General features: G+C 34.9%; 19 protein-coding genes and 1 other annotated feature. Of the genes, 2 read left to right on the top strand and 17 right to left on the bottom strand.

The annotated features are described in order from the left end of the window. Nucleotides 1-2: 2 nt before the first annotated feature. From B2S90_RS08040 to B2S90_RS08010, 7 genes are all read right to left on the bottom strand, one after another. Nucleotides 3-1,442 carry an NlpC/P60 family protein gene (locus tag B2S90_RS08040; RefSeq protein WP_278780348.1) on the bottom strand — a complete coding sequence of 480 codons (1,440 nt, stop codon included), beginning with the start codon at nt 1,440-1,442 and terminating at the stop codon, nt 3-5. Nucleotides 1,443-1,635: 193 nt separating this feature from the next. Next, nucleotides 1,636-2,343 (bottom strand): ABC transporter ATP-binding protein, encoded by a 708-nt coding sequence (locus B2S90_RS08035; RefSeq protein ID WP_147556433.1) that lies wholly within the window; start codon nt 2,341-2,343, stop codon nt 1,636-1,638. A 2-nt stretch (nt 2,344-2,345) separates the two neighbouring features. Next, nucleotides 2,346-3,122, bottom strand: a complete 777-nt coding sequence (locus B2S90_RS08030) for an ABC transporter ATP-binding protein (RefSeq protein WP_006505112.1) — start codon at nt 3,120-3,122, stop codon at nt 2,346-2,348. Then, on the bottom strand, nt 3,119-4,066 hold the full coding sequence (locus tag B2S90_RS08025) for a branched-chain amino acid ABC transporter permease (RefSeq protein WP_286696852.1): 948 nt from the start codon (nt 4,064-4,066) through the stop codon (nt 3,119-3,121). Before B2S90_RS08025 ends, B2S90_RS08030 begins: the two co-directional genes overlap by 4 nt. 3 nt (nt 4,067-4,069) lie before the next feature. After that, complete coding sequence (locus B2S90_RS08020; RefSeq protein ID WP_147556437.1) at nt 4,070-4,939, bottom strand: ABC transporter permease subunit; 870 nt, start codon at nt 4,937-4,939, stop codon at nt 4,070-4,072. A gap of 64 nt (nt 4,940-5,003) precedes the next feature. Further along, nucleotides 5,004-6,146, bottom strand: a complete 1,143-nt coding sequence (locus B2S90_RS08015; protein WP_278780344.1) for an ABC transporter substrate-binding protein — start codon at nt 6,144-6,146, stop codon at nt 5,004-5,006. Nucleotides 6,147-6,270: 124 nt separating this feature from the next. Continuing rightward, a complete protein-coding gene (locus B2S90_RS08010; RefSeq protein ID WP_278860741.1) occupies nt 6,271-7,383 on the bottom strand; it encodes an NAD(P)/FAD-dependent oxidoreductase in 1,113 nt (370 codons plus the stop codon). Nucleotides 7,384-7,499: 116 nt separating this feature from the next. Here B2S90_RS08010 and B2S90_RS08005 point away from each other — a divergent pair, with 116 nt between their 5' ends. Then, complete coding sequence (locus B2S90_RS08005; RefSeq protein ID WP_055233565.1) at nt 7,500-8,240, top strand: YebC/PmpR family DNA-binding transcriptional regulator; 741 nt, start codon at nt 7,500-7,502, stop codon at nt 8,238-8,240. A gap of 56 nt (nt 8,241-8,296) precedes the next feature. Here B2S90_RS08005 and B2S90_RS08000 read toward each other — a convergent pair whose 3' ends face one another. The 4 genes from B2S90_RS08000 to B2S90_RS07985 form a co-directional block, all read right to left on the bottom strand. Next, on the bottom strand, nt 8,297-9,475 hold the full coding sequence (locus B2S90_RS08000) for an NAD(P)-dependent malic enzyme (protein ID WP_055289154.1): 1,179 nt from the start codon (nt 9,473-9,475) through the stop codon (nt 8,297-8,299). Nucleotides 9,476-9,564: 89 nt separating this feature from the next. After that, entirely contained in the window at nt 9,565-10,500 is a 936-nt protein-coding gene (locus B2S90_RS07995) for a type I phosphomannose isomerase catalytic subunit (RefSeq protein WP_055233566.1), read from the bottom strand. Between the two features lie 83 nt (nt 10,501-10,583). After that, on the bottom strand, nt 10,584-11,018 hold the full coding sequence (locus tag B2S90_RS07990) for a DUF523 domain-containing protein (protein ID WP_278780338.1): 435 nt from the start codon (nt 11,016-11,018) through the stop codon (nt 10,584-10,586). Further along, on the bottom strand, nt 11,002-11,655 hold the full coding sequence (locus B2S90_RS07985) for an HAD family hydrolase (protein ID WP_055289161.1): 654 nt from the start codon (nt 11,653-11,655) through the stop codon (nt 11,002-11,004). The genes B2S90_RS07990 and B2S90_RS07985 overlap by 17 nt, the downstream gene beginning before the upstream one ends. A 115-nt stretch (nt 11,656-11,770) precedes the next feature. On the opposite strand from B2S90_RS07985, the gene B2S90_RS07980 reads away from it, so the two are divergent. Beyond that, entirely contained in the window at nt 11,771-11,965 is a 195-nt protein-coding gene (locus B2S90_RS07980; protein ID WP_055233568.1) for a hypothetical protein, read from the top strand. Nucleotides 11,966-12,029: 64 nt separating this feature from the next. Here B2S90_RS07980 and ileS read toward each other — a convergent pair whose 3' ends face one another. The 6 genes from ileS to B2S90_RS07950 form a co-directional block, all read right to left on the bottom strand. Then, nucleotides 12,030-14,789 carry an isoleucine--tRNA ligase gene (gene ileS, locus B2S90_RS07975; protein ID WP_286696851.1) on the bottom strand — a complete coding sequence of 920 codons (2,760 nt, stop codon included), beginning with the start codon at nt 14,787-14,789 and terminating at the stop codon, nt 12,030-12,032. A gap of 35 nt (nt 14,790-14,824) precedes the next feature. After that, nucleotides 14,825-15,025 (bottom strand) — a binding site (T-box leader). Continuing rightward, entirely contained in the window at nt 14,984-15,448 is a 465-nt protein-coding gene (locus B2S90_RS07970; protein WP_286696850.1) for a DivIVA domain-containing protein, read from the bottom strand. Its footprint overlaps the feature before it by 42 nt. A gap of 10 nt (nt 15,449-15,458) precedes the next feature. Beyond that, nucleotides 15,459-16,205 (bottom strand): RNA-binding protein, encoded by a 747-nt coding sequence (locus B2S90_RS07965; RefSeq protein ID WP_278780332.1) that lies wholly within the window; start codon nt 16,203-16,205, stop codon nt 15,459-15,461. A gap of 34 nt (nt 16,206-16,239) precedes the next feature. Next, nucleotides 16,240-16,668 (bottom strand): cell division protein SepF, encoded by a 429-nt coding sequence (locus B2S90_RS07960; RefSeq protein ID WP_055233572.1) that lies wholly within the window; start codon nt 16,666-16,668, stop codon nt 16,240-16,242. A 41-nt stretch (nt 16,669-16,709) separates the two neighbouring features. Next, nucleotides 16,710-17,651, bottom strand: a complete 942-nt coding sequence (locus B2S90_RS07955; protein ID WP_055289157.1) for a 3'-5' exoribonuclease YhaM family protein — start codon at nt 17,649-17,651, stop codon at nt 16,710-16,712. Continuing rightward, nucleotides 17,644-19,693 (bottom strand): glycosyltransferase (locus tag B2S90_RS07950; RefSeq protein ID WP_286696849.1); only part of this gene is annotated, 2,050 nt, incomplete at its 5' end. The genes B2S90_RS07950 and B2S90_RS07955, both read right to left, overlap by 8 nt.

The raw sequence follows: 19,693 nt of genomic DNA, 5'->3' as shown, positions 1-19,693 counted from the left end.
GATTAAACTCTTCCTCCGCCTGCATAATGAGCAGCATAATAAGATTCACCTAGAGAAGAAGTAATAACACCCTTCTTTTCATTGGCAGCATGTACGAATCTTCCTCCACCTAGATAAATACCTACGTGAGAGATACCTTTCTTATATGTATTCTTAAAGAATACAAGATCACCGGGTTTTAATGCATTTCTATCTACTCTTTGAGTTGTATTATACTGCACAGCAGCTGTACCACTTAAAGAACGTCCATTCTGTCTATATACCCATCTAGTAAAGCTTGAACAGTCAAAGACATTAGGTCCTACAGCACCCATTCTATAACGGCATCCAATCTTACCTAATGCAGTCTGAATAAGAGCTGTATTTCTCGATTTTACTTCTACAGGAATATTAACAACTGTTGTGTTACCAGTCTTATCAGTTACAGTATAAGTTGCTGTATAGCAACCTTCATTATTTACATCTACATTACCACTGATTCCAACATATTTAGTTAAATCACCATCTAAATTATCAATAGCTGAAACGATGAGTGAACGCCAGTTCACAGATGTTCCTTCAGTAATAGAAACTTTATTTGTATTCAACTTGATTTCAGGACCTTTGATATCCTTAATATTGAAAGTACATGTCTGTTTTGTTTCATTACCACTATTATCAGTTGCAATAATAGTTGCTTTCTGTTCGCTATTTAATTTCTTAGTATCAATATCACCTTTAACAGTTAATACTGGAGATGGATCAAAATTATCTGATACATCAAAATAATCAGCAGGATTGAAAGGTTCACCATAGTTTACATCAAATGACTGTGTCTTTTGAGTAAGTACTGGTGCAATAGAATCCTTTACATTAAATGAAAGTGTTTTTTCAGCTTTGTTTCCTGCATTATCTTCTACATGAGCAACAACCTTCTGTTCCCCAATAACAGCTGTATCAATACTGCCATCAAAAGTGATGAAATCACTGACGTCACCATCTACATTATCTGTCGCTTTCACATAGTCAAATAAGTTATTTGATCCATTGGCTTCTACATCTATGATATAACCGCCGTCAACGCGTGCTGAAATAACAGGTGCTTTATTATCAATAACCTGTACTTCGACTTCTTTATTAGTTGTATTCTTGAATGTATCGGTAACAGAAACTTTCACTGAATAAGTACCTAACTGTTTTGATTCATATGATCCTGATTGAATAGAAACATCCATGATATCTAAATTATCACGGTTATCTGTAATTTCAAAATCAGATGCATTTAGCTTTGTACCATAAGGAACAACAATCTTATTTGAATGAATAACAGGTGCCTGACGGTCAGCCGCAGCATAACCTACGAGGGCAAATGCAGAGATTGCAACTGCTGGCAGCAGCATTGTTTTCTGAGTTCTGATTCTCTCTACAATTGCATTAAAAGTTGTGGGGGCATTTTTAGTCATAGTTATTCTCCTTTGCTTTTCAACAAATGCGATTATAACACCATGACTTATATCTGTCTACTATTTTCTTAAGATATTCTTAAGTATTTATATTTTATGTTGTATATATCACTCTTTTTTTGATTAAGATTTTTTTAATATTTTAGAAATAGTGATGTATATATAAAAAAAGTCCTCCCTTTGGGAGGACTTATTATCCAAGATATGCTTCTCTAACACGTGGATTATTTGCAACATCTTCAGCTTTACCTGATACAGTAATATTACCTGTTTCAAGTACATAAGCATGATCTGCGATAGAAAGTGCTTTATTCGCATTCTGTTCTACAAGTAGAATAGTCATATTTTCTTTTTCATTAACTTCTTTAATGATATCAAAGATTTCATTAACAAGGATTGGAGAAAGACCCATTGATGGTTCATCTAGTAATAATAGTTTTGGTTTAGACATCAAAGCACGGCCCATAGCAAGCATCTGCTGCTCACCACCAGATAATGTACCAGCCAACTGTTTTTTTCTTTCTCTTAGACGTGGGAATAATGTATAAATATGTTCAATATCATTCTTGATGCCATCTGCATCATTACGAAGATAGGCACCCATTTCTAGGTTATCTTCTACACTCAGCTGGGCAAAGATACGACGTCCTTCAGGAACCTGTGCAAGACCTTTAGAAACAATCTTATGAGCAGGCGTCTTCATGATGTTTTCACCATTAAAGATGATTTCACCACTCTTGCCATTTAATAAGCCAGAAATAGCATGCATTGTACTTGTCTTACCCGCACCATTGGCACCGATAAGTGCAACGATTTCACCTTGTTCAACATTAAATGAAATCTTCTTAATCGCATTAATGACACCGTAGTGTACTTCAAGATCCTTAACTTCTAATAACATCTTTAGCCCTCCTCTTCATTGCCTAGGTAGGCAGCTACAACATCAGGGTTGTTTCTAATTTCTTCAGGTGTACCAAAAGCAAGTACTGTACCAAAGTTTAATACAGCAATCTTTTCACAGATTCCCATAACAAGCTTCATATCATGTTCAATAAGAAGAATTGCGACTGAGAACTTTTCTCTTACTATTTTAATAGTTTCCATTAATTCAGCTGTTTCTGTAGGGTTCATTCCTGCAGCAGGTTCATCCAGAAGCAATAGTTTAGGAGCAGTCGCTAGTGCTCTCGCAATTTCAAGCTTTCTCTGTTTACCATAAGGTAAGTTCTTTGCCTTAGATTCTGCAAATTCTTCTAGATGGAACACACGTAATAAAGATAAAGCCTCTTCCTGCATAGCTGCTTCAGCCTTCTTATATTTAGGTGTATGGAATAATGCATCAAATACTGTATATGGGTGAGAGTAATGTAATCCTACTTTTACGTTATCAATAACGCTCATTTCCTTAAATAAACGGATATTCTGGAAAGTTCTTGCAATACCTGCTTTAGTAATCTTAATAGTGTTTGCTTTTTTAATTGGCTGTCCTTCAAAAAGGATACGACCACTTGTAGGCTGATAAACACCTGTTAATAGGTTGAAGACAGTTGTTTTACCTGCACCATTTGGACCAATTAAACCAAATAACTGGTTCTTATCGATTTCAAAGTTAAATTCATCTACGGCCTTTAATCCACCAAACTGAATGCCAAGACCTTCCGCTTTTAATAATGGTGTACTCATTCTGGCTTCACCTCATCTTTCTTTTTAAAGAATGGAAGACGTCCCATAATCTGTTCGCCTTTACCTGTTCCCTTTAAAATCATAGCGGCAATTAATACAATTGCGTATAACAACATTCTGTACTGTGAGAATGAAATCAATAGTTCTGGAATTATAGTAAGAACAATAGCTGCAATAATAGAGCCCTTCAAGTTACCCATACCACCAAGTACAACCATGACTAGAATTTCAACTGATTTGTTGAAGTCAAATCCTTTAGGAAGGATAACTGTATAATAGTGAGCATATAAGCCTCCTGCTAGTCCAGCAAAAATAGCACTCACTGCAAAGGCCAATACTTTATAATAACCAACATCAATACCTGTTAGTTCTGATGCTGTTTCATCTTCACGAATTGAGATGATGGCACGTCCATGTCTAGATTTCACAATTGAATATACTACAAAGATTGTGATAATCATAGCGATAAAGACATAAACAAGATTTGTATTCATAGGAATACCAATTAACCCTTTTGCACCATTAGTGATTTCAAGGTTGTTCATAATAACACGGATGATTTCATTGAAAGCAAGAGTGATAATACAAAGATAGTCACCTTTTAATCTTAATACTGGAATACCGATAATTAAACCAATAATGCCAGCAGCAATCGCACCAATAAGTAGTGATACAATAAATGGAAGATTTAAATAAATACTAATTAAAGCGGATGTATAAGCACCTACTGACATGAAACCAGCATGTCCTAAGGTAAGCTGTCCCAAATAACCAGCTGCTAAGTTAAGTGATACAGCGAGGATAATATTAATACCACAAAGAATTAATACACCTTGCCAATAAGAGTTAATAACAGATGTAGCTGTTCCTATCATCAATACTGCAAAGATCACAATTGAAAGAATGAATGATCTGAATAGTTCGTTTTTTATTAGTTTTTCCATAGACTACACCTTCTCTCTTACATTCTTACCAAATAAGCCTGCTGGCTTAACTAATAAGACAATAATAAGAATACCAAATACAACTGCATCAGAGAAATCTGAAGAAATATAGGCAATTGTAAGTGATTCAGCAACACCAAGCATTAAACCACCAACCATAGCTCCTGGTACACTACCAATTCCACCGAGTACAGCCGCAATAAATGCTTTAATACCTAACATCAAACCGATATATGGAGTGATTAATGAATAAGCGCATCCATAAATAACGCCTGCAATAGCACCAAGACCTGAACCAATCGCAAATGTAAGAGATACTGTTGTATTTACGTTTATACCCATTAACTGGGCTGCACCCTGGTCTTCTGATACAGCACGCATTGCTTTTCCTAATTTTGTCTTATTAATAAAGAACAATAAAACAGCAGTACAAACAGCTGTTACTACTAGAGTAATAACAGTGATATATTTAATAGAAATAGCTCCAAGATTAATTGTACCTTTTGGCATGATCTGCGGGAATGTACGAGCCGCACTACCAAAGATTAATAAGAATACATTTTCTAATAAATAGCTGACACCAATGGCAGTGATCAATACTTCAAGTGAACCTTTACCTCTCAAAGGTTTATAAGCTACTTTTTCTGTTAAAACACCTAAAGCTGCAGTCACAACTATAGAAAACAAGATAGCTGGAATAGGTCCTACAAAGCCTATTGCGATTAATGCGAAATAAGCCCCTGCCATGATGATATCACCATGGGCAAAGTTGATCATTTTCGCAATACCATAAACCATTGTATAACCAATTGCAACTAAAGCATACATACTCCCAGTCGAGAGTCCGTTGATGATTTGGTTGATAAAGTTAATCATAATTACTTCTCCCCTCTAAAAATAAAAAAATAAGGAGAGATGAACTCTCCTTTATTCATCGTTATTTTGCAGTTACATACTGACCATTTTTAATAGTTACGATATTTAATTCCTTAACAGGATTGTGGTTCTTATCATAAGTGAATCCACCACAAACTGCTTCATCATCAGATACTTTGATCTTTTCTAATGCAGCATTTACCTTTTCAGGATCAGTTGATTTAGCTTTGTTGATAGCTTTCATCATAACAGTAACTGTATCATAAGCCATACCAGCGAACATACTTGGAGTTGTTCCATATTCTTTTTCGTAAGCTTTTACAAATTCATATGTAGGACCGCTAGTTGCATCTTTGTTGTAACCACTTGTGAAGAAGCAGTTTTCAAAGTCTGCAGTGTTAACACCCTTAACACCAAGAACACCATCCCAGCCATCAGCACCAAATATTGGAGCCTTAACGCCAGAGTCTCTTAACTGTTTTGTAATAGATACAACTGTTTCATAGTAATCTGGTAAGAAAACAGCATCAGGATTAGCCTGTTTGATCTTAGAAATGAATGTTGAGAAATCTTTAGTATTTGCATTGTATGCTTCATAGAATGAAACATTAACGCCCTGCTTCTTTGCTTCAGCTTTATAAGCAGCTGCAACACCTGTAGAATAATCAGATTCCTTGTTGTAAAGAACAGCTACATTCTTATAGCTATATTTCGTTTTAGACTGCTTAGCTAAGTAACTACCAGCATAAGAATCGTTTGTACAGATTCTGAATACGTTCTTATAAGCTGTTTTACCATTCATAGTGAATTTGTCACCTGAAGCAGATGGTGAAAGAATTGGTGTGTTGTTCTTGCTTGCAGCACTTGCTACTGAAAGTGCAGAACCAGTTGTTACTGGTGAAAGAACCGCAGTGACCTTATCATCATTATATAACTTGTTATAGTCATTTACGGCAGTAGTTGGATCAGCCTTATCATCATAGTAAACGCCTGTAATCTTAGTGCCATGTTTCTTGTTATAATCCTTAATAGCCATCTTCATAGCATTCTTTACAGCACTACCATACTGAGAAGCTTCACCACTTAGTGGGCCGATAAAACCAAATTTAGGTGCTTTGATATCTGTTGTAGTAGAATTCCCATTACTACAACCTACTAACATTGCTGCGACTGCACCAGCTGTCACGATTGTTTTGAATTTCATACATTATCCCTCCAATTTGTATATGCTCCTTATTATACAATCTCATTTTGGTTTGTCAATATAATATCTTCACCTTTTTTATACCAAAACAAATATTTTTGATTATATTTGCCTTTTTCCTAATTTATTGTATTGTTTTTGAAACCTCTTCAAAAACAGAATAAGCACTTGCTAATGCAAAATGAATGTTATAACCACCACAATCCCCAGTGATATCTAATATTTCACCTGTCGCATAAAGATGAGGATAGTTAATGAATTCAAAAGATTCATTAAAATTAGAAATCATCAATCCCCCAAGATCAGCCTGGGCAAATTCTTCGCCTCTTAAAGCTTTGACAGTGAATTCTAGATGTTTAAGGAAAGAGACCGGGTTCTTCTGATTTTCTACTATTGACACTAATTTTGGATGAACCAGACCATCATAAGGACCACTCATTTTTTTTAATGTACGAATAATTGAATGTAGTTCTTGATCTGTAAATTCAGGATAGAAATCACATATAATTTTATCTCCAGGACACGCATAACGGCTTAAAACCATTACTGCAATTCCACTGATGCCATAATCAGTAAAAAGAAGTTCTCCTTTTTCTTTATGTCCTTTTAAAGTAAATTCCCCTTTCATTCTGACACCCTTTAATTTCTTATAAACAGGTTCAGTCATCAACTGAGTAATAGTAGGCCTCATAGGACGATAATCCACTTCTAGAGAGTTAAAAAGCGTTCTTCTATCTTTCGTGCCAGATAACTTACCAGCAGGTGTTCCACAAGAGATAGTGACATAATCTGCCTGATAATCCTTATTGACTGCATGTATTAAATAGCCGTGCTTATTCTTTTTAATAAATAAGACTTCTTCCTCACAGATAATTTCTACACCATATTCTTCTGCTCTATTTAAGAATAATGTCTGAACAGCTTTAGCTGATTCACTATAAGGATATAAGAGATTACCCATATATTTTGTATAAAGACCAATATCCTTTAATGCTTCCACAATATCAAAGTGATGAATAATATCGCTCACCCATGGTTTGATTTCTCCATCATAATGTGACTTGTCAAGATCCTTGTTAGAAAGATTACAGCGACCATTCCCTGTCGCAAGAAGCTTCTTTAATGGCTTGTCATTAGCTTCTAGTACAGCAACATCGATATCAAGATATTTTTTTAATAAAATAGAAAGATATATACCTGATATACCTCCCCCAATAATAATCATTTTCTTTTTCATTTTTTGCACCTCGATACAATAGTAATGCATTTCTAGTGTATTTTCCAATTCTTTATTGAAATAATTAGTCTTTGTGTTTATAATGTGTAAGGAAATTTACAAGGAGGAATTAGATTATGGGTAGAGCTCATGAAGTACGTAAAGCCGCAATGGCAAAGACTGCTGCTAAGAAAACTAAACTTTATTCTTACTATGGTAAAGAAATCTATTTAGCAGCAAAGGCAGGCGGCCCTGAACCGGACGGTAATCTAAGCCTTAGAAGATTAATTGAGAAAGCAAAGAAAGATCAGGTTCCTGGAGATGTTATCAAACGTGCGATTGATAAAGTTAAGAACGGTGCTGTAGAAGATTATGAAAGCGTACAGTTTGAAGGTTTTGGTCCTTCAGGATCAACTGTTATTGTTAAATGTTTAACAGATAACATCAACCGTACTATTTCACAGGTACGTCCTGCATTCACTAAATCAAAAGCTAAGCTTGGTGCTGAAGGTTCAGTATCTTATTTATATGATGTAGAATCTGTTGTTCAGTTCAAAGGAATGGACGAAGAAACTGCAATTGATGCATTAATCGAAGGCGAAGTTGATCCTAAAGATATCGAAACTTTAGAAGATGGCAGTTTAAAGATTACTGGTGAACCAACTGATTACAATGCCATCAAGACAGCGATTGAAAATAAGCTACCTGATGTTGATTTTGATGTTGATGAAATCCAGACTAAACCACAGGAAACAGTTGAACTTGAAGGTGAAGATATGGTTTTATTTGAAAGACTAATGAATCTTCTTAATGACTGTGATGATGTTGACCAGGTTTATCACAATGTTTCTAACTATGATGATGGAGAAGAAGAATAGCGAGAGCTATTCTTTTTTTTTGTAAAAAAATACGGTTCTTAAGAACCGTATCTGTGTTATTTATGGGCAATTACATCTTCTTTAATAGCCTGGTCACTTACTGCTTTTGCAACAGTCACTGCTACACGCGCGTCAGTTGCACGAGGGATGATATAATCCTTATTTAATTCTTCATCACTTACAAGACTTGCTAAGCCCTTTGCAGCGGCTAATTTCATACCTTCAGTAATCTTGGTCGCATGAACATCTAAAGCGCCTCTAAATAAGCCTGGGAAGGCTAATACATTATTGATCTGGTTAGGGAAGTCTGAACGTCCAGTTCCTACGACTGCAGCACCTGCATCTACTGCATCATGATATTTAATTTCAGGTTCTGGATTAGCCATTGCGAATACAACAGGCTTTTCTTTCATTGACTGTACCATTTCTTTAGTAAGAAGTCCTGGAGCTGAAACCCCGATAAAGATATCTGCTTCTTTCACTGCTTCAGCCATAGTCATACGTTTATTAGATTTGTTTGTGATTTCTGTTAATTCCTGAGTTAAGAAGTCATACTTGTCATAGTCTTCTTTGATCACAATACCATTGATATTAAAGCCATAGATTTCTTTAACACCTAAATCATGAATCATATGGATAATAGAACTTCCTGCAGCACCTGTACCACTGACTACAACAGTCACGTCTTCTGGCTTCTTACCAACAACCTTTAAGGCATTGACTAAAGCAGCAGTAACGACAATAGCTGTACCATGCTGATCATCATGGAATACAGGAATATCTAATTCCTTCTTTAGTGTTCTTTCAATTTCTACGCAACGTGGTGCACTGATATCTTCTAGGTTAATACCACCAAAAGTAGGAGCAATCTGTTTACAGAACTTAATGATTTCTTGAGGATCCTTTGTATCAATACAAAGAGGAACAGCATCAATATTCGCATATTTCTTAAAAAGGATAGATTTACCTTCCATTACTGGTAGCCCTGCAGCTGGTCCAATATCACCAAGTCCTAGTACAGCAGTTCCATCACTGACTACTGCCACACTATTACCCTTCCATGTATAATCATAAACAGTTTCTGGATTATTGTGGATTTCACGGCATGGCTGAGCAACACCAGGTGTATAAGCCATAGACAAATCTTCCATTGTTTCCATAGGTACCTTCACATTGATTTCCATCTTACCATGATGTTCTTTATGAAGTGCTAATGCTTTTTCATATATACCCATAATTTTCCTCCTTATCATTTTTATACCAAAATTATACGAAGCATTTCATTTAAAGTCAACAAAAGAGCACTTACGTGCTCTTAAATGAATTATAGTGTTGTCACCATTAATTCTAGTCCACCTTCATAATGTACTAAATCAACATCAGAACAGATGATAAACTGATCACCTTTTTTAATAGGCATATCATTGACTGTACCTTCACCATCAATGACTGATACTAACTGGAATGGATCATCATTTTTAATTTCTGTACTTCCTTCAATTAAGTAATGATCAACAGTTAGGTATTCACATTTTAAATATCTAGTCTTAGAACCATGGTCTAATTTAGTATTTACAAATAATTTATTCTGTTCTAAATCAGCTGGCACCTTTGTACAGTCGATTGACTGCTGTACATGTAATTCTCTTTCTTTACCATCATCACCCTTACGATGATAATCATAAACACGATAAGTAACATCTGAAGACTGCTGTGCTTCATAGATTAATGAACCACCACAGATTGCATGTAATGTACCTGCCGGGATATAGAAGAAATCACCCTTATGGATTTTAAAACGATTGAGTAATTCATTATACTTATCTTCTTCAATATCCTTAATAAATTCTTCTTTAGTTTTAGCATAATGACCCATAACCATATCTGTACCAACATCCGCCTGTAATACATACCATGATTCAGTCTTACCTAAAGAATTTTCATGAATCTTTGCATATTCATTATCTGGATGTACCTGTACAGATAAATCCTGTTTAGCATCGATGATCTTTACAAGTAATGGGAACTGATCACCTTCTACATTACCAAATAATTCACGATGATTTTCAAACATCCATGATACTGTTTTTCCTTTATATTCACCTTCAACGATTGGGCAATCGCCACTCTTATGACCTGAGATAACCCATGCTTCTCCTGTATGATCACTAGGGATATCATAGCCATAAACATCTCTTAGCTTAGTTCCACCCCAGATTTTTTCTTTTAAAACTGGCTGGACCTTTAAAATATGTCCCATTATATATTCCTCCTATTTCATATACTCATATTCTAATATATTCATTCCTATTTTTCTAGTCTAGCGCTTACTTTGTATGTTTTTTACAATTTACCTGGATAGTTCTCCTCTGTATAAATCTTATATCCCTCTTTTTTAAGTAAGCGAACAAATATACCATCTGCATCAATAACCTTGTGAGAGAATGTACCATCATAAATATGATTGAACCCACAGCTAGGAGAACGGCTCTTTAAGATGACATATTCAATGTCATGTGCTTTTAGTATTTCAAGTGCTTTCTGTGCTCCTTCTACATATTCCTTTGTAACATTTTTTCCATTTACTGTCTGCACACATAATGGCTCTTCTGAAACTATTTCAGCAGGATCTCTAGGAATAGAAAGTCCTCCTAATACTTCAGGACAAATAAGGACTGCTTCACCTTTCTTATCAATAAGTTCTAATGCTTCTATTCTATTAGAATCGCCTCGATAAGTACAATCATAGCCACATAAGCATTTACTTATTCCAATCATCTACATACTCCTTGATATCATGCGCCTTATAAGCGATTTTAGTGGCACCTGCAGCCTTTAACTCTGCCTCTCCTCTAAATCCCCAGTCACATCCAATTGTCTTCATAGAAGCGTTAATTCCTGTTTCTATATCAACATTAGAATCACCAATAAAAACACATTCATCCTTAGTCAAACCAATATCTTTTAATGCGAGATTTAAAGAAGTGATATCAGGCTTTTTAGGATAATCTGAGCATCCCCCGTATGTAGTAATAAAACGATCGCCAAATAGCTTAGGTACAATCACTTCAGCCACTGTATGTGGTTTATTAGTAACACAAGCAAGTTTAATACCTTCTTTATGTAAATCTTCTACTAATTCCTTAATACCAGCATATGGTGCTGTATAATCAAAACAATGTTCCTTATAGTAGTCCATGAATTCTTGTAAACACTGATCAAACAAATCCTGATGATCTTCTCCAAGTGCACGTTCTACTAGTTTTAAAACACCATTACCTACATACTGTTTATAGTTTTCAATAGGATGTGGTGCTAACCCACATGCCTCCAAAGCATGATTTGTACTTACTGCGAGATCCTTTAAAGAATCAACTAATGTTCCATCTAAATCAAATATACAACCTTTTATCATAACTGCCTCCATAATTACACCCATTATAGCATTCCTACCACGCAAGTTTAAGAGTAATTCTGCAATTGTTTTCGCTTACAGAGAATGATATAATATCCTAGAATGAGGTGAAATTATGAACGGATTAAAAGAACATAAATATATGGATTTCTTAACAACTGTTGGCTATATCGTATTTGCGTTATGCTGTGTGATTGGCTTCTTTGCACATTTATATATTCTATTTGCGGTAGGCTTTGTTTTAATCTTCGTATTAAGATTAATTGGCTACTCTTTAGACCGCTTTGAAGAATATAAGCGTGGTTATTAGTCTATCTTCGACTTTTTTATTGCATGATAAAAGGATATGGGAACGCCTCCCATATCCTATTTTTTTATTCTTCTTCTGTAGCTGGTAAAGTTTCCACAACTTCATGACATCTTGGACATAATCCATCTACTAATTCGCCTTCTTCGAACCAGTTCCAGCATCTTGGACACTGAACACCATGGAATTTTTCAGCCTTGATGAAACAAGTTTCATATTCATCTTTACCTTCAGCATTTTCATCTAAAGTAACCTTTGCAACGATGAATAACTGCTTCATAGAATCTTCTAATGCAGCTAAAGACTTATATTCATCCTTAAGAGTGATAGTAAGCTTACCTTCCATGTTAGAATTGATTACTTTTTCAGCTCTTAAGTTTTCTAATGACTTCATTACATCAGTACGTAAGTTCATGAATAAGTCGAACTGTGCTTTTAATGCATCCTCATTTTCAATTTCGAACTTTTCAGGCTTAGCTTCTAGGAATACAGATTCTTCCTGTTTTGCATCACAATGGAAGTGATCATGTAATTCTTCTGCAGTGAAGACTAAGATTGGTGAGATTAACTTCATCATTGTCTTTGCATGATGATAAAGAACTGTCTGTACCTGTCTTCTTCTTGTAGAATCAGCCTTTTCGATATAAAGGATATCCTTTGTGAAGTCCATATAGAATGCACTTAGTGTATTAGTGAAATAGTTTAAGATTTCCTTATTTGCTTCTGAGAAGTTATAAGAATCCATAGACTTATGATATGCATCCATCAAGTCATTTAACTTAGCTAACATATACTGATCTACTGGTTCTAATTCATTTACTGGTAATACATCAGTATCCTTGAAATCATTTAAGTTACCAAGCAAGAAACGCATAGTATTTCTTACCTTACGATAGCTTTCAGATACTTTCTTTAAGATATCATCAGAGATACGTACATCTGACTGGAAGTCTACAGTAGTAGCCCATAATCTTAAGATATCAGCACCCCATTTGTTGATTGTCTTGATTGGATCAACAGCATTTCCACCAGACTTACTCATTTTTAATCCCTTACCATCAAGAGTGAAACCATGAGATAAAACTGTCTTATATGGTGCTTTACCATGTACTGCAGTACCAATGATTAATGAAGAATTGAACCATCCACGATACTGGTCACTACCTTCAAAGTAAAGATCAGCCGGATAACCAAGTCCTCTTTCTACTAATACACCAGTATGTGATGAACCTGAGTCAAACCATACGTCCATGATATCTTTTTCTTTCTTGAAGATACCATTTGGTGAATGTTCGTTTGTATAACCTTCTGGAAGAAGGTCCTTTTCATCTCTTTCAAACCATACGTTTGAACCGAATTCTCTAAACAATGCAGATACATGATCAAATACTTTCTGATCAATAACAGGGGTACCATCTTCACAATAGAAGATTGGAATTGGAACACCCCAAGTTCTCTGTCTTGAGATACACCAGTCTCCACGGTCTTTAATCATGTTATAGATTCTAATATGACCCCATTCATTGATCCAGTTAACGCTATCGATTTCACTTAATAATTTTTCTCTGATCTTATCGATAGAACAGAACCACTGGTCAGTTGCTCTGAAGATGATAGGCTTCTTAGTACGCCAGTCATGAGGGTAGCTATGTGTAATCCAAGTAAGATTTAGTAAAGCACCTAATTCTTCTAGTTTTACTGTAACAGTCTTGTTTGCATCATCAACATACTGACCTGCAAGCCATTCACCACATGATTCCATCATGCAGCCATGTTCATCAACGTTTACAAGAACTGGTAATTTATATTTCTGACAGATGTTAAAGTCGTCTACACCAAATCCACTTGCTGTATGAACGCATCCAGTACCTGAATCAGTTGTAACATGGTCACCCATGATGACTAATGATTCTCTTTCTGGATAAAGCGGATGAGTACATGTGATGTATTCTAATTCTTCACCCTTGAAACGCTTTAAAATTTCTTTTTCTTTTAATCCAAATGTTTCCCATAATGAATCAACTAATTCTTCTAAGACAACAAGATTGCCTTTTTCAGATTTAACTAATGCATAAGTGAAACGTGGGTTTAAACAGATTGCCTGGTTTCCTGGAATTGTCCAAGGAGTAGTAGTCCAGATTACAAAATAGTTATCATCACCTTCTAAGATACCTTTACCATCTTTTACCTTAAAACGTACATAGATAGTAGGTGATTTTACATCATGGTATTCTACTTCTGCTTCAGCTAATGCTGATTCAGATGAAGGTGACCAGTATACTGGCTTTAATCCTTTATAGATTAATCCATCTACAGCCATCTTCGCAAATACATCAATCTGTCTTGCTTCGAATTCCTTATTTAATGTTAAATATGGATGTTTGTAGTCGGCAAATGTTCCAACACGGATACACTGCTGCATCTGACGTTCTACCTGCTTTAATGCATATTCATAACATTTTTCTCTGAACTTTGCAGTAGACATAGATTTTCTATCTACACCCTGCTTCTGAATCGCATTTTCGATAGGTAAACCATGAGTATCCCAACCTGGAATATATGGTGTATAGAAACCTTCCATATTCTTATAACGACAAATAACGTCTTTAATAACCTTATTTAACATATGTCCAACATGCATATTACCATTTGCATATGGAGGTCCATCATGGAAAATGAAATGTTCTTTTCCTTCATTCTGCTTGATGACCTTTTCATACATGTTAGCGTTCTGCCATCTTTCTACGTAAGCTGGTTCCTTAGTAGGAAGCTTACCACGCATCTCAAAATCAGTTTTTGGCATTAAGAGTGTGCTTTTGTAATTCATATATATCCCCTTTCACAAATAAAAAAACGTCCTTCATAAAGGACGTTTGCACGCGGTACCACCTTTGTTCATATCATTCGATATGCACTTAAGATTTTAACGCAATCAACGGCATTCCCTACTTATTTCAGGATGCAGCTCCAGAGTGATTCCTGACCAATACTCCTTCACCGTTTCCACCACCCACGGCTTCTCTATAAGTTCTCTTGATCAGCGCTCTCTTTCTTCGCTTTTTTTTCTTCTTCATTAATTAAACTAAAAATTTCTGATTTGTCAATAGTTTCTAACAATTCTGTGCTGATTTTTACAATTTCAGCCCTGAAATCTTTTGCTTCATCCTTGAAACCATCCACTTCATCACTTAAACCTTTCACATAATTCATTGATTCTTTCAGAATCATATTCGCATTATGCTTTGCCTTTGTAATCAGTTCACTGGCTTCTTTTAAAGCAAGACGGGAAATCTCCTCATTGGCCTTTCGTTCAATAGATTGACGATTTACCATCGCAATATTCTCTTTTTTGATTTTTTCTAATTCTTCTTCAAGTCTTCTAATCTGCAGTGATCTATCCTGGATATTCTTTTCTAGACTCGCAATAGTTTCATCTACTTCTTCCGTATTATATCCACGAAACTGCTTATTGAACATGTATCCCATAATCGTTCCCTCATCGATAATATTGGCCTTCTATCACATAATTATCTTGCTTTGTTCTTCTATCTGTTATGAATATCTTTACTCGGCCATGATGACGCAAAGATATTATAGCGTTATTATCGCATATTTTTGAAATATCTTCAATAACTTTGTAGTTAAGCTTGACATACTGCCCATGAATAGCGTCAACTGCTTTATTGCGAGAAATACCAAATAATGCAGCTACCATCTTATCTAGACGCAAAGAAGAAACAATCAATGTTTTAGTATAAGTGTCTGCATGAATAGAGAGACGTTCTTCCATTTCCACAAGATGAATAGAAGAACGTTTAATACGTGTTAAATTCATACGAATATAATCACTGTTTTCTTTAATGCAGGCAAAAGAGAGTGGTTCTTCATTGATATCACCAATACATTGACGCTTAATGCCTAAATGCATAAGGGCCCCTAATACATCAGAATGTTTTAGTTTTCCAAATGTATCATTATAATCTACTCTAAAAACAGTCACTTTAAAATCTTCAGGTTCAAATTCATAGAAATCAGGTGCAATTAATACTCTCTTATTCTCCGCACCATCAAATCCACCATCCGCTTCTACCTTAAGTTCATGTCCAATAACACTTTCTACAATTGACTGCTGATGAGGATCAAGAAATTGTGTAAGAATCATACGCTGTGAATAAAGTGCCTGATCCTTGTAATCTAATATTTTTGAAACGAATTCTTCATCGCCTTTAAAATGTTCTAACATCTTTCATAAAAAAAGTATTAGCCTATGCTAATACTTATTCCTCCGCAGCTGCTTGTGGTTCATCATCTAGAGTGATTGAACCAGTTACGCCGATATTCTTAGGTGTACATAAGAAAATTTTAGGACCGATTACCTGAATATCACCATCAATCGCAAAAATAACACCAGTTAAGAAATCAACTACACGCTTCTGCTGTTCTTTCTGTAAACGATGTAAGTTAACTACAGCAGCCTTATTCTTCTTTAAATAACCACCAATTTCCTGAGAATCAGAATAAGCGCGTGGTTCGAATAATACAAGACTCGAGTTAGCATCAAATGGCTTCAACATCTCACTTGTCTTTTTAGTCTTATTGTTTTCAAAAATATTAGATTTTTGTTCCTGTCCGTTTTGTGCTGTATTGTAATCTTCTGTATATCCTTCTTCTTCTTCACCGAATAACCAATCTTTTACCTTATCCATACACATGTCAAACCTCCTGTCGTTTTTTTTATTATATCACATCAATTACGAGATTTGTATACATTTCTATTCTCTAACCCAAAGATACGTGCAGAATATGATCCTGGCTCCGTATCATGAAGTGCCTTTTCAAACATATTCATACGTGCATCTACATTATCAATAAGTGTTAATGCTTCTGCTTCAGGAATCTGTGGTAATATTGGAGAACCAAATTCCTGTTTGCCATGATGAGAAAGAATCATATGTTCTAGCAGATAAACTTCTTCTCCCTCAATATGTAATTCTTCAGCCATTTCTTTAACCATTGCATGACCAATAGAAATATGTCCTACAAGACTTCCTTCGATAGAATAGGCAGGGACAATAGGTCCGGTGAACTCCTTAACTTTACCGATATCATGTAAAATAACACCTGCATAGAGTAAATCAGCATCTAGATAGCTATATATTTCAATAAGCTGATCTGCAAGTTTCAACATACATAAAGTATGGTAAAGAAGACCTGATGCAAAATCATGATGATTTTTAGTTGCAGCGGGATAGTTCACAAAGGCTGTATAGTGTTTCTCAATAAGGCCATGAACAATCGCATAAAGACGAATATTATGGATTTTCTTCATGTACTTATCTAATTCCTTCTGCATCACTGCTTTTTCAACAGGAGGTTGAGGTAAAAATAAAGCCTTCTGTTCATCATTCATTTCAATAGGCTCAAGCTTAACGATTTTCATCTGTCTCATGCCCTTATAGTTGATGATATCCCCTTTTCCTCTTACAACCTGTCCTCTTTCAAATAAACGAATCTGTTCATCTGTTGCAGACCAAAGTTTTGCATCTATCGTGCCTGTCGCATCCTGCAAAACTATATTTAAATAAGACGATTTATTAGCGCCATTGGTTTTACCTACAGTCACAGAAATAATAATAGCCTCAAATCCTACAGTTTCTTTTCCTGGCTGCATTTCATTAATTTTAATCATTCAATTCACTCCATATTTCATCCATCACAATCAAGATATCTTCATAATCATACCCCTTCTGCTTAAGAAAACGGCTGATACGCATCTTTAGTTCCTGACCATGATATTTATTTTTATAACGTTTATATGTCTTTTCAAATTCCTGTCTTAATAAAGACAATGTACGTTCATGAGAAAATTCAAAGTCATAAGTACTCATAACTGATTCAATCGTACTTTGACTAAATCCTTTATTAAATAGGGTTCTCTTTATTTTTTGAATTAACCCCTGTGGAGACAGCTTACTATTGTTTGAATAAAGCTGATTCACAATATTTAAAGCATAGTCTTTTTCTTCAGTTTCGTCAAATTTTTCGATTTCTTCTTCAATAAGATGTTCAGGTATGTCTTTATTCTTTAAATCAAGAATTGCTCTTTTAAAGCCTTTTCCATTCTTCAAAGTCGCTTCAATATAGTTTTTCACATATTTTCTATCATCTATCAAATGACGATCAGTTAATAAAGCCATACATTTCATGATTTCTATCTCATTGAAGTCACCATATGTTTCTAATCTTTTGACTAAATCATGGAAACAATAATCATGATAACTAAGAAGTTTAATTGCTTTAAAATAAAGTTGTCTGACATTCTGCTTTTCTTTAAGAATATCAATCATATCATGATTGATACGTGCTCCTTTAACAAGATGGAATGATTCAACATCTTCTAAAGAACATTCAAGTGCAACTCTTCTTTTACCGCTAGTCAATTCAATAGAGACCAACTTATCATTCGGTGTTACTGAAGAGACAATGAAACAATTTTCAAAATGATCTATAGATGTATCATACACTTGCATCACTCCTTCATAGAAAGTATGAGAGTCAAATTGTTGAGCATGCTTGACTGCATACTCTTTAAAAGGCGTTAAATCCTTATGAGATAGTTCTACTACTTTTTCAATATATTCTTCTTTAGAATAGAAGAAATGACCATTTTTACCTTCTACAATAACAGGATCTAAATTCGAATCATATCTTGCTAAAACAGGTAATGAGGAAGCCATCGCTTCTATAAAGGTTAAACCTTGTGTTTCTGTTAAGGAAGCAGAGACAAAGAGATCTCCTGAATAATAGAAGTCTGGAATAACATCAGCACTTTGACATCCTGCAAAACGGATATAGTTATCCATTTCCAAATCATGTGTCAACTGCATCAGGCTATTCTTTGCAGGCCCATCGCCAATTATAAACAAGCGGATATCAGGATTTCTTTTGATAATATCAGGCATGGCCTCAATGATGAGATCTAATGACTTTTCCTCTGCGAGTCTTCCTAGAGAGATAAGATTAAAATGATTAGAAAGATGATATTCTTCTTTAATCTGTTTAGTATGTTCTTCATTATGTATTCTAAAGCGTTCTAATTCGAGTCCTGTAGGAACAATATTAATTTCTTTCTTTATTCCAATAGATTTCATCATAGAAGCAGTTTTAACACTAGGGACAATAAGAGACGTTGTATGGGTTGTATATATCTTCATCAGTTTCTTGACAATCTTCTTCGCAATTGAATCAAATGGTTCGATTCCTTTAGTGACATAGTAAGTGTAGTCATAAAGATTGGTATGAAATGTATATACTGTAGGAATATTAAGCTTATAACCACATAATCTTCCAAATAAGCCTACGCCATATTCAGTCTGCGTATGAATGATATCTGGATTAAATTCTTTAATCTGATTAAATATTTTATGATTATAAATACCTGCCATACGATATCCATAAATACTTTTAAGAGAGATTCCATTCATTCTAATTATAAATGGATCATCTTCCATATGAACACCAAGAGGAGGGATTGTAGTTATAATCAAGACTTGATGACCATGTTTCATTAATTCGTTTCTGAGTATACCAATTGATGAAACAACGCCATTAATATCAGGATAATAAGTGTCTGTAAATATCGCAATACGCATGATGAATCTCCTTTGACTTGCACTTACATTATACTGAATATAATAGAAAAATAAAACATAAAAAAAGGACCTGGCAGCT

The sequence above is a fragment of the Catenibacterium sp. UBA627 genome (assembly GCF_002299355.1).
Lineage (GTDB): Bacteria > Bacillota_I > Bacilli_A > Erysipelotrichales > Coprobacillaceae > Catenibacterium > Catenibacterium mitsuoka.
Note: the sequence above shows the minus strand (reverse complement) of the source record. Positions and strands in the feature narration are given on the sequence as shown.

Excerpts from the sequence above, each read along its gene's own strand:
- B2S90_RS07960 (WP_055233572.1), bottom strand. The coding sequence starts at position 16,668 with ATGGATAAGGTAAAAGATTGGTTATTCGGTGAAGAAGAAGAAGGATAT.
- B2S90_RS08035 (WP_147556433.1), bottom strand. The coding sequence starts at position 2,343 with ATGTTATTAGAAGTTAAGGATCTTGAAGTACACTACGGTGTCATTAAT.
- B2S90_RS08005 (WP_055233565.1), top strand. The coding sequence starts at position 7,500 with ATGGGTAGAGCTCATGAAGTACGTAAAGCCGCAATGGCAAAGACTGCT.
- ileS (WP_286696851.1), bottom strand. The coding sequence starts at position 14,789 with ATGAATTACAAAAGCACACTCTTAATGCCAAAAACTGATTTTGAGATG.
- B2S90_RS08030 (WP_006505112.1), bottom strand. The coding sequence starts at position 3,122 with ATGAGTACACCATTATTAAAAGCGGAAGGTCTTGGCATTCAGTTTGGT.
- B2S90_RS07955 (WP_055289157.1), bottom strand. The coding sequence starts at position 17,651 with ATGATTAAAATTAATGAAATGCAGCCAGGAAAAGAAACTGTAGGATTT.
- B2S90_RS08000 (WP_055289154.1), bottom strand. The coding sequence starts at position 9,475 with ATGGGTATATATGAAAAAGCATTAGCACTTCATAAAGAACATCATGGT.
- B2S90_RS08040 (WP_278780348.1), bottom strand. The coding sequence starts at position 1,442 with ATGACTAAAAATGCCCCCACAACTTTTAATGCAATTGTAGAGAGAATC.
- B2S90_RS07965 (WP_278780332.1), bottom strand. The coding sequence starts at position 16,205 with ATGTTAGAACATTTTAAAGGCGATGAAGAATTCGTTTCAAAAATATTA.
- B2S90_RS08010 (WP_278860741.1), bottom strand. The coding sequence starts at position 7,383 with ATGAAAAAGAAAATGATTATTATTGGGGGAGGTATATCAGGTATATAT.
- B2S90_RS07995 (WP_055233566.1), bottom strand. The coding sequence starts at position 10,500 with ATGGGACATATTTTAAAGGTCCAGCCAGTTTTAAAAGAAAAAATCTGG.
- B2S90_RS07990 (WP_278780338.1), bottom strand. The coding sequence starts at position 11,018 with ATGATTGGAATAAGTAAATGCTTATGTGGCTATGATTGTACTTATCGA.
- B2S90_RS08025 (WP_286696852.1), bottom strand. The coding sequence starts at position 4,066 with ATGGAAAAACTAATAAAAAACGAACTATTCAGATCATTCATTCTTTCA.
- B2S90_RS07980 (WP_055233568.1), top strand. The coding sequence starts at position 11,771 with ATGAACGGATTAAAAGAACATAAATATATGGATTTCTTAACAACTGTT.
- B2S90_RS08015 (WP_278780344.1), bottom strand. The coding sequence starts at position 6,146 with ATGAAATTCAAAACAATCGTGACAGCTGGTGCAGTCGCAGCAATGTTA.
- B2S90_RS07970 (WP_286696850.1), bottom strand. The coding sequence starts at position 15,448 with ATGGGATACATGTTCAATAAGCAGTTTCGTGGATATAATACGGAAGAA.
- B2S90_RS07985 (WP_055289161.1), bottom strand. The coding sequence starts at position 11,655 with ATGATAAAAGGTTGTATATTTGATTTAGATGGAACATTAGTTGATTCT.